Here is a 9,528-nt window from a genome sequence, read left to right as displayed (position 1 = left end):
CCGCGGCCGGGCACGTTGGCGATGTAGCGCGCGCCGGCCACGCCGTCGCCGAGGATCTTGCGCAGGGCCGAGATGTGCACGCGCAGGCTGGTCTCCTCGACGATGGTGTGCGGCCAGACCCTGGCTTCGAGCGCCTGCCGGCTGAGCACTTCCCCGGGCCGCTCGGTCAACGCCGCCAGCAGGTCAAAAGCCCTGCCGCCAAGGTGCAGTGGCCTGCCGGCTTCCAGCAACTGCTTGTGAGAGCGGTCAAGCACAAAAGGGCCGAAGGCCAGCGCCGGCAAGACTCCACGCGCATCCATCGACAACATTCCTCGTGGGTGAGCCCATTGGGGGAGGCGCAAACGCCTCGGGGGAGAGGGGTAAATGTACGCGCAGAGGCGGGGGGCTGGCGAGCAGCGGCCGCGGCTGCGCATGGCAGCCGCTCAAGTCTTGTCGCGTCTCGCCGAAAAAAGCGGATGTACGTCGTTCAGCACGATGCCGATGAACCCAGCGCTGCGCGCCACGGCGATGCGCAGCGGGGGCTGTCCTGCCTTCCCGTCGATCCACCTGCAGAGCTGCCGCGATGAGCCTGCGTTCCCGCCTTCTGTGCCTGGTATTGCTGGCCACGCTGCTGCCGGCTTCGCTTCTCGGCTGGCGCTTCCTGAAGGAGAACGAAGCCGAGATCGCCGACGCGGTCAGCAACCTGGCCCTTTCGTCCAACAACGTGGCGGCGGCGCTCGATCAGCGCGTTCAGGGCACTGCGCAGCTGCACTACGGTCTGGCGCACTCTCAACTTCTCGACAGCGCGGACCGCGTTCTGTGCTCCGCCCATCTCTCGGCGGTGCGCGAGACTTACCCCCAATACACCGGCATCGTGACGGTACTGCCCGACGGGCAACTGCATTGCGACTCCTTGCAGAGCGGACGTGTGGTCAACCTGTCCGACCGAAACTATGTGAAGCGTGTGCTGGCCGGCGCAACCGGCGTCTCGACCGAGCCCGCATTCGGTCGCCTCACGGGCACTGCAGTGCTGCAGGTCGTGTATCCGGCCCGGGCCGACGACGGTGCACTTCGCTACATGTTGGTGGCCTCCTTGAACCTGCAGAGCTTCGCCGAAGACGCACGACGGCAGTCTCTTCTGGAGGCGGCCGAGCTGCTGCTGCTGGACGACAAAGGCACCGTGCTGGCCTCGGTGGGCGGCAAGGAAGTTCTGCACACACCCGGCGCGTCGATGGCGGGCAGTCCCCTCTTCGCCCTCGCACAGTCCGGCGGCATGGGTGAAATCATTGGCGTCGACGGCCTGCGTCACGTTTGGGCCGTGGCGGACTCTCCGGCGATGCGGGCTGCGGGCCTGCGCGTCCTGCTGGGCCAGCCTCACCAGGTGCTGGTGGCAAGTTCGAGACGACACCTTCGCGAAGGTCTGGTCGTCCTGATCGGGGCAGCGCTGCTGTTGTTTGCAGGGGTCTGGTCGCTGGCGGAATGGGGAATCCGGCGCCCCGTGGTGCGCATCACGTCGATGGTTCGCAACCTGGGTGCGGGCGACCTGAACGCGCGCATCGCCCCGCCCTATCCACGCGGCGAGCTGGGTGGGCTGATGTCCGCGCTCGACAGCATGGCCAACTCCCTGGGCCGGCAGCGCTCGGCGATCTCCGAGCTCACCGAACACCTGCGCGAAGCGCACAGCCGCGAAATCTCGGAGCGCGAGACGAACGAGAAGCAGCTGACCCGCCTGGCCAACTTCGACGGCCTGACCGGCCTGCCGAACCGAACGCTGTTTCGTGACCGCCTCCAGCAAGCCATCAGGCGCTCGCGCCGTTCATCCAAGCGACTGGCTTTGATGTTTCTGGACATCGACCGTTTCAAGGTCATCAACGACAGCCTGGGCCATGAAGTTGGCGACCAATTGCTGGTGGCCATTTCCGACGTGCTGGCGGACTGCCTGCGCGACAGCGACTCGATCGCGCGCAGTGGCCAGGCTGCGGCGGCAGACGAAGTCTTTCGGCTGGGTGGCGACGAGTTCATGATCCTGACCGAGGGCGTGAACGCCGGCGAAGCAGCGGCCATCGCCAGGCGAATCCTGCACGCGCTGGCGCGACCGATCAAGGTCGGTGCACATGAACTCTTCGTCACGGCAAGCATCGGCATCACGCTGAACAGTGATTCAGGCGTGGACCTCGATGGTCTGATCAAGCAGGCCGACATGGCGATGTACCGGTCCAAGGAGCTTGGGCGCGACACCTTCTGCTTCTTCGAGGAGAAGATGAATCGGGCCGCCACCGAACGCCACGCGCTCGAAGTCCAACTGCGGCAGGCGCTGGAACGCGGCGAGTTCCAGCTCCACTACCAGCCCAAGGCCAACATCCGGACAGGCCAGGTCATCGGTGTCGAGGCACTGCTGCGATGGAAGCCGGCAGGCCAGGCGCTGGTCGCACCCGACCGTTTCATTGCCATCCTCGAAGAGACCGGCCTGATCGTGCCGGTGGGCGCCTGGGTTTTCCGCGAAGCCTGTGGACAGATGATGAAGTGGCAGCGTGCGGGCATGCGCCCGCTGCAGGTTGCGGTGAACGTTTCGGCCAGGCAATTCAGGCACCCTGAACTGGTCCAGCAGATCGCAGGCGTGCTGCGCGAAACCGGCCTGGCACCGCAACTGCTGGAAGTCGAGCTCACCGAGAGCATGCTCATCGACGACTCGGAGGTGGTCTCGCGCACGATGGCCGAGCTCGGCCGCATGGGCGTTGGCATCGCGATCGACGACTTCGGCACCGGCCAATCGTCGTTGCGCTACCTCAAGCGCTTCAACGTGGACACGCTCAAGATCGATCGCTCATTCGTCAAGGACACCCCCAATGACTCCGAGGACAGTGCGATCGCCAAAGCCGTGATCGCGCTCGGCCACGGCCTGGGCATGAAGGTCGTTGCCGAAGGGGTCGAGACACAGGCGCAGCTCGACTTCCTGCACGCGCACGGCTGCGACGAACTGCAAGGCTACCTGCTGAGCCGGCCGGTGGTGGCCCAGGCTTTTGCCGCGTGGTTCCGCCTGCAGGACGTGCCTGCGTCGCCAGCGGCCAATTGAGCGCACACCAGCGTGGCAGGTCCATCAGAAGCTCGCAGGTGAGAGCCCGTTGCGGGCGTCGCAAACACCCGCTTCTCGTCGCACTGCCACGGCCTGTCCCGCTTTCGTGCCAACTGCGCCGGCTGCCAAGGCCTCAAAATCTCCGCGTGCAACGCATGCCGTCCAGGCAGCCAGACGAGGAGAGCCTTGATGTTTCAGCCGAACATTCGACGCATGCTTGCTGCACTGCTGACGGCAGCAGCCACCACGGTTCCGGCGATTGCATGGGCCGCGCCGGCCAATGACGACATTGCCCAGGCCATCGTCATTGCCGCAGGCGGCACGGCCGCAACCGTCCTGATGACGGGCGCCACGCAGTCGGCCACAGATCCTTCCTGCGGCACCACGCCCTACCAGAGCGTCTGGTACCGCTACACCTCGCCCGTCGATCAGTTCATCCAGGCACGCGTTTCAGCGACCACCGGTTCCACCCCGCTGCGCCCGCGCATGGCGGTGTGGGGCGGCGCGCCGGGCGCGCTATCGGCGGTGCAATGCCATCCGGATGCGCACGAAGTCGAGTTCTACGCCACGGCAGGCACGGCCTATTACTTCGAGGTCTATTCCCCGGTTGCGAACGGCGAGACCACGCTGAACCTGAACGTCAATCCGCATGCCTACGTGAATCCGTGGAGCGCGGTGCCGCCGGCCAATGACCTCTTCTGGTTCGCGGAAGCGATTCCCGGCGTGCCATGGAGCACGAACGGCGATGTCGGTGCGGCGCAAGGCGACAGTTCGTACGACCCCTTCACGCCCTGCTACACCGACAACGGCGTCACTTTCTGCTACCCCTATGGCGACACGCTGTGGTACAGCTTCACCGCCACGGCCCAGCAGGACCTGGACGTGCTGTTCACCAGCGCCTACGTGTCGCCGGTCGTGCAGGTCATGACCGGCACGCTGGACCAGCCGACGCTGGTGGCCAACAGCTTCACCCCTGGCAAGTCCAAGCCCGGCGCAACCCGCTTCTCGGCACAGCCGGGCGTGACCTACCTGTTCGAGTTCGCGTCCGGCGGCGCCGAGAACACGGCCGATGTCTACGCCTCGCTGGCGCTGCGCCCGTCACCGCCCGTCACCACGGGCAGCGTCTCCGCGGCCAGGACCGACAAGCTCTATCACCGCTGGGTCTGGGTGGATCCGTTCTACGAAAAGGTGACCCATGTCGTCGTCGGCGTGAACCTGAGTTGCAGCACGTCCATCCCATCGGTCGGCGTCAGCTTCACGATCACGCAGGGCGCGGCACAAGGCTCGGGCAGCGGCACCGTGCCATGCGCTGGCGGCAAGGGCAACGGCACCATCGACGCCATCGTCCCGAACGCATTCAAGCCCGGCACCGCCAGCGTGGCCCTCAACGCCACGGATTACGACAGCAACTTCAACCAGACCGCTGCCGCGGCGCCTGTTCAGCTGAAGCTGGCGGCGGGGCCCTGAAGGCGCCACCTTTCGCGCTCCGAACGTTTACCTGAATTTTGCAGGGCTACCGACATGACCGCTTCGCAGCGGGTGCTGCCATTGGCTGCTGGGGATCGGGGGCACGCTGCCGGCCACGAACCAGCCACTAAGTTGAGCCCCTGCCGGCGACACCAACGTCCGGTGCGGAGCGCACAGCGGCCGTCCAAGCCGCAAAGCCCCCGAGTCAAGCATTGATCGAATGTCTGCTGCCACCGGCGGCGAACAGGTGCTCTCGACCCATAGCTGCGTTCGATCATGTCGTATGCAGTGCTGACGGGGGGTAAGACGGCCCACTCCTACCGTCTCACTACTCTTCCCCCAATTGATATAGGGGAAGAGATGGCGCTTGTGTGTGGGCTGCCAACAGCCATTCGGGTAAAGCGGGGCGCCGCAATCAATATACCTCACGACTGCGCTTCGCGTCCAGCTCTTTCCCGAGATCGAACCTATCTCCCCAGGCCGTGAACCAGTGGTCGTTGGAGGATTGGATAGACGAGAGCCCTACTGCATCCAAATCAAAAATTTGTCCAATGCGAGTTTTGGTAGCGAAACTGATATAAGGGCAGATCACGAGATCGAGCAGCAAGATCAGCGCCTCGGTATCACTGTTGCGATAGGCCTCCATATGTTCAAGCTTGGCAATGATGTGTGCTTCCAAGAAGGTCTTCAACCTCACGTAACGAACCTTGTCTTTAATGTAAGAAAGAAGGACCGTGATTGAAAAGTGGCTCATGAAACCTGGGCGAACATAATTTCCCGTACCTGCTTCTTCCGTGATCAAAAAATGCCGAAGAATGACGGAGACTGGTAGCCAATACTCACGCCCGATATACGATAGAGAAATGAGTAAATATAGGCTTTCAACCTCGCTTTGATTACTCATTGTGTTCTTTTCGAGCTGTTGCATCACGTTTTCTTGGATGTACTTAAACAGCAAATGCTTCAACTCGTATGGAAGGCCTTGAGCATGCAGGAAGCCAACCGAAGTTGCAACCATCCGGCAGAGGCGGATAGTGTGGTTGACTTTCGGGCTTGCAGAGTAGCAGAAAAATACATACTCCATGCTCGCAAGCATGGCCTTAATGAGGCGCTTGCGATCACGATCTGATTTGTCGCACTCGACATACGCTCTACAAAGCTTTTCGAGCTTGTTCTCAATTATTCCAAATGTGTAATTGAGTAGATCACCATAGGTAACACCTGCCCCCTTGATGACGGACTTATATCTGGTGATTAGGCGGTTTGTATTTATGGAGCAGACCAGGTTCCGCTTTGGTGCTGTGAGGGAATCCGGTGTTGGTTCCTCCTCTTCACACACTGGATCAATCTCATCTTTTAAAAGGGTTGAGATCCGCTCTTTGGCGATTGTGATTTCGGTAATGATCGGCTTTTGATATTGCTTTATCTTTGCAGTGTTGATGCTCAGTTTTTTGGATTTTAGAATTCCCTGAAGCGTTTCAAATATCTTTATCCGTGTAGACTCTTTGTTGTAAAAAACAAAAAAATCGTCCACGTACCGAAATATTTCATAATCTACCCTATGAGTCAGATTCTCGCCTTCAAATAATTTTTTGCAGAGCTCGGCGTCGACCGATTGCAAAATGATTTCAGCAAAAATCCGAGAAAACTCCGGACCAATAACAATACCATTTGTCTCTTTATGATTCAGATTTTGCATTAGGGCGTCAAACCGCCCTCCAAAAGTAGCTTTCGATTCTTCCAAACTGAATTTCGTTTGATCCCTTCCTAGTACAGACCAAGGCAGCGAATGAGTGTAAATGCTATCGAAGCATTTGTTGACGTCGATCTGCACCATCGCGTCGTATTTCTTTTCGCTACTGTGATACTGGTGAGATTCAAAAAATCGATGTATGTTTCGATACTTCTTGTAAACGAAGTAGGAGCCGAGCTGCTCATATTCACGGCCTTCCTCTTCTACCCCGGCTGTCGAGTCCAGGCGCTCTTCATGGAGCTTGTCCTTGTAATAAACATATCGCGACACAGACACTGGGCGACGAATCGAAAAATCGCTGACGGACGTATAGTACGTAATCAATGCGCTGTGCGTTACATAGAAGTTGGCCACATCAACCTGATTTCGCGGATGCACTATACTCAGGGTGCGTCCATCAAGATTGTGAGCTACCCGAAAATTGAACGGGACCGTATCCATCCGACATTTGCTAATGGGCACTGAACGGCGCGTTTTGTGCTTGCCCCATTCGGTTACAGTTTCGGTTGCGATAGGAGTATTGGGGGCAATCCCGAACAGTATCCGCAATGTCAGGTCTAGATCTGTTGTTTCACAAATCCAGCGCAACTGACCCTTTTCGATTTCAACGCTGTGGTTTCTTAGAAATCGGAAATAGCCTCGATTGGAAAAAGTTGGAGGCACCTCGAACGGCAGCATGTCAGTCAGCACGGCCCTTTGCTTCCTGTGGGTTAGCAAGACACGTCGTTTAGACATATTTCCAAGCCTCCACGATCACTTGAAGCTCTTGCGTACTGAAGTTATGATAACGGCGCTGCTCAAAACCTGTGGTGAATTTGAGGTTTTTCAGTGTCTTCTGAAGGCTGGTCCGCTTTAGCTCACCAATGCGTGTTTTGAGACGCTTATCGAGGAGCTTGAGGCTCGCTAAATTGTTCGCAATCGAATTATTGAAATAGATGCCGGTCACAGCGCATGACTTGCTGTTGGAAAGGCGGGTATTGCCAGTCAGGAACCTCACACGTGCGTGTAACTTCCGATATGCACCTTTCGGGCTTACCGGCATCTCCCGCCAATAGTCCGCAAATGCAGCATTCATCCTTGCACGATATTTCATTATCTTCGCTGAGCTTGGGCTGATTTCTACCTTTCCTGGTCTAACGAGGAAGCGATAACCAAGATACTCAAATTTTTTTGGCCCTGCATCGGCAAGTTTGAATTCGGAGGTTTTGGCTGCATTGTAAGTAAGCCCGTTTTCTCCAAAAATAGCAATGATTTGGTCTTTGAACGAACCAAGATCTTTACCGACTGGTGGTCGTGCAAACATAGCCACGATGTCATCTACAAATCGGCAATATAGGGTCAAACCGGGGAGGTTCTGGATCGCTTTGTCTACTGGTCCTAGATACAACTCAGCCAAATATGCGCTAACGCCAACACCTCGTGGAATGCCGGTCGCGTTGCCAGAAATATTTCCGTATGAGTTCAGCACTTGCTTAATGTATTTTTTTGACGCGGCGCTCAGTAGCTGGTCGCGATCGAGCTTTTCGATCAACCGCTGACGATCAACGCTTTCATAAAACGACGAAATGTCGGTGCGGACTAACTCGAAAGGAAATTTGCTGCCTAGCATATCGCGAAGCTGGCAGACCAAGTCATGACGGTTAGCCTGCTTGACGTCGTAGGTACAATGAATGTTGCGTTGAAGCTGCTTGATGACAAAAAAGGTTTCGGGCTCCGCGTCGATGCAGAAAACCGACTTTCCTTTCGGCCCAGTTTTTTGAGAGAGGTCTATTTTGAAGCTTGACTTGTGGACCTTCCGACTAATTTCACCCATCAAGACGTCAACAGCGGATGACTTGGTTGCTTTTAAGGTAACTAGTTCATCTTTCAAGGCAAGCAACTGTGTCTCGAAATCTTCAGCTGTCAGTTTGGATGCCACCTTCCGTAGATCTCGAATGTCTTTTACCTTGTCGCGCACGGCGAGCGTGACCGGCTCGAGACTCGGAAAGTAGCGGGTAGCCAAGTCGGCGCCTTTGCGGTTTTCGGCGTCATAGATGCGACGAAAGTTCTCCGCCGTGAACATTTGGTCAAGCATTACTGACTAGTCTTACAAATGAATATTGGCTGAATGTTGGTGGCCAATTCAGATCTTGAATATCCTACATCTTAGTGAATTTCGAACGTGAGCTGCCGCGGCAACGTGGCTAAACAAGATCAGTGCTGTTGCATGTTGCCTGATGGCAGACATTCACCGATGACCGTTCCTGGCCGGGACTACCAGTTCGCAGACAGCTCCGGGAGCTGACGTACGGCCTGACCAAGCCTGAGCGACCGGTTCTTGAGACTGCGAGCTCACTTTGCCGACCCGTTGCGGACGCTAGCCGTTCGGCATGTAGTAGAACTCAAACCCTCGACTTGCTAGTCGTCTAAAGTTGCCTGCATCGGCTTCTCCGAATTGCAAGGCAAGCGCTTCAATGTCCGCATTTTTCGGATCGAGCTTGTGCTTGCCCATCTCAAAGGCACCAACTCCAAAGGCCGCAGCGAGCGCGACGCTTTCATCCGACGTCGCTGCTAGAAAAACTGTGGACACCACAGTGGCGCCGGGTGGCACCCCAGCATATCGCTTCTCGCCGTATTCAAGCGCAGAAGCGATGTCGGCGTTAAACGGCCCGATCGCAATGACTTGTGCGTCCAATCCCATTTTCTATTTCCTCAAAGCTGCACGTTGGCAATGCCCGCTCCTGGCCGGCCGCGTCAGTTCCGCATTGTTGCCTGAACCTGACCTTGGCTACCATTGGCACCGGCGGCTTCCCAACCGACAGCGGTCAACGGACCGCAGAAACCCAGCGGCAGCAGCCAGCCTGAAGCAGTCCGAAAGCGCCGCCCTCAATAAACCGCCGCCCCCACCACCTGCGCCACCGTCTGCGCAAACTTCGCTTCCGTCCCCGTCCCCAGGAACACCAGCGCAAATGGCTGCAGGTTCTGTTGGTTGAACGGGTCCGCCGGGAATGCGTCTGCTGAGACCTCGACTTCGTAGTCGCCTTGGGCGGGGTTCTCCAGCACGACCTGCTTGAAGGTCTGGATGTCTTCGTGGGCGTCTGCGGGGACCGGGGGCGTGGCGACGGGGCGGGAGAGGTGGGTGCGGGTGGCGGTGGTGTCCCAGAGGTTGCCCCGGTATTCAGGGGTGCCGCCAGGGGCGCGCACGGTGAGGTGCAGGTGGTTGACCAGGCGGGGGCCGGGGGGGTCGGTCCAGTTCAGCGTGACGCGCAGCAGCGCG

7 protein-coding genes are annotated in these 9,528 nt (G+C 58.2%); 2 read left to right on the top strand and 5 right to left on the bottom strand.

Annotated elements, in window-relative coordinates:
* A partial coding sequence (locus FKP22_RS12230) for a winged helix-turn-helix domain-containing protein (protein ID WP_141287770.1) occupies positions 1 to 299 on the bottom strand: 299 nt, incomplete at its 3' end.
* A 263-nt stretch (positions 300 to 562) separates the two neighbouring features.
* On the opposite strand from FKP22_RS12230, the gene FKP22_RS12225 reads away from it, so the two are divergent.
* Entirely contained in the window at positions 563 to 3,052 is a 2,490-nt protein-coding gene (locus tag FKP22_RS12225) for a bifunctional diguanylate cyclase/phosphodiesterase (RefSeq protein WP_141287769.1), read from the top strand.
* 189 nt (positions 3,053 to 3,241) lie between these two features.
* Positions 3,242 to 4,519: a hypothetical protein gene (locus FKP22_RS12220; protein ID WP_141287768.1), complete on the top strand. Its 1,278-nt coding sequence runs from the start codon at positions 3,242 to 3,244 to the stop codon at positions 4,517 to 4,519.
* Positions 4,520 to 4,934: 415 nt separating this feature from the next.
* On the opposite strand, the gene drt3b is transcribed toward FKP22_RS12220, so the two are convergent.
* The 4 genes from drt3b to FKP22_RS31990 all read right to left on the bottom strand — a co-directional run.
* A complete protein-coding gene (gene drt3b / locus FKP22_RS12215; RefSeq protein WP_211361387.1) occupies positions 4,935 to 6,962 on the bottom strand; it encodes an antiviral reverse transcriptase Drt3b in 2,028 nt (675 codons plus the stop codon).
* A gap of 37 nt (positions 6,963 to 6,999) precedes the next feature.
* Entirely contained in the window at positions 7,000 to 8,334 is a 1,335-nt protein-coding gene (gene drt3a / locus FKP22_RS12210; protein WP_141287766.1) for an antiviral reverse transcriptase Drt3a, read from the bottom strand.
* A gap of 294 nt (positions 8,335 to 8,628) precedes the next feature.
* Positions 8,629 to 8,952, bottom strand: coding sequence for a hypothetical protein (locus FKP22_RS12205; RefSeq protein ID WP_141287765.1), 324 nt, complete (start codon positions 8,950 to 8,952; stop codon positions 8,629 to 8,631).
* Positions 8,953 to 9,137: 185 nt separating this feature from the next.
* The coding region (locus FKP22_RS31990) for a type 1 glutamine amidotransferase family protein (protein WP_211361386.1) at positions 9,138 to 9,528 on the bottom strand (391 nt) is incomplete at its 5' end.

The sequence above is a fragment of the Ideonella azotifigens genome (assembly GCF_006519715.1).
GTDB classification, from domain to species: Bacteria; Pseudomonadota; Gammaproteobacteria; order Burkholderiales; family Burkholderiaceae_C; genus Ideonella; species Ideonella azotifigens.
The sequence above is the reverse complement of the archived record's forward strand: the minus strand, read 5'-3'. Positions and strand labels throughout refer to the sequence as shown.

Excerpts from the sequence above, each read along its gene's own strand:
- FKP22_RS12220 (WP_141287768.1), top strand. The coding sequence starts at position 3,242 with ATGTTTCAGCCGAACATTCGACGCATGCTTGCTGCACTGCTGACGGCA.
- drt3a (WP_141287766.1), bottom strand. The coding sequence starts at position 8,334 with ATGTTCACGGCGGAGAACTTTCGTCGCATCTATGACGCCGAAAACCGC.
- FKP22_RS12205 (WP_141287765.1), bottom strand. The coding sequence starts at position 8,952 with ATGGGATTGGACGCACAAGTCATTGCGATCGGGCCGTTTAACGCCGAC.
- FKP22_RS12225 (WP_141287769.1), top strand. The coding sequence starts at position 563 with ATGAGCCTGCGTTCCCGCCTTCTGTGCCTGGTATTGCTGGCCACGCTG.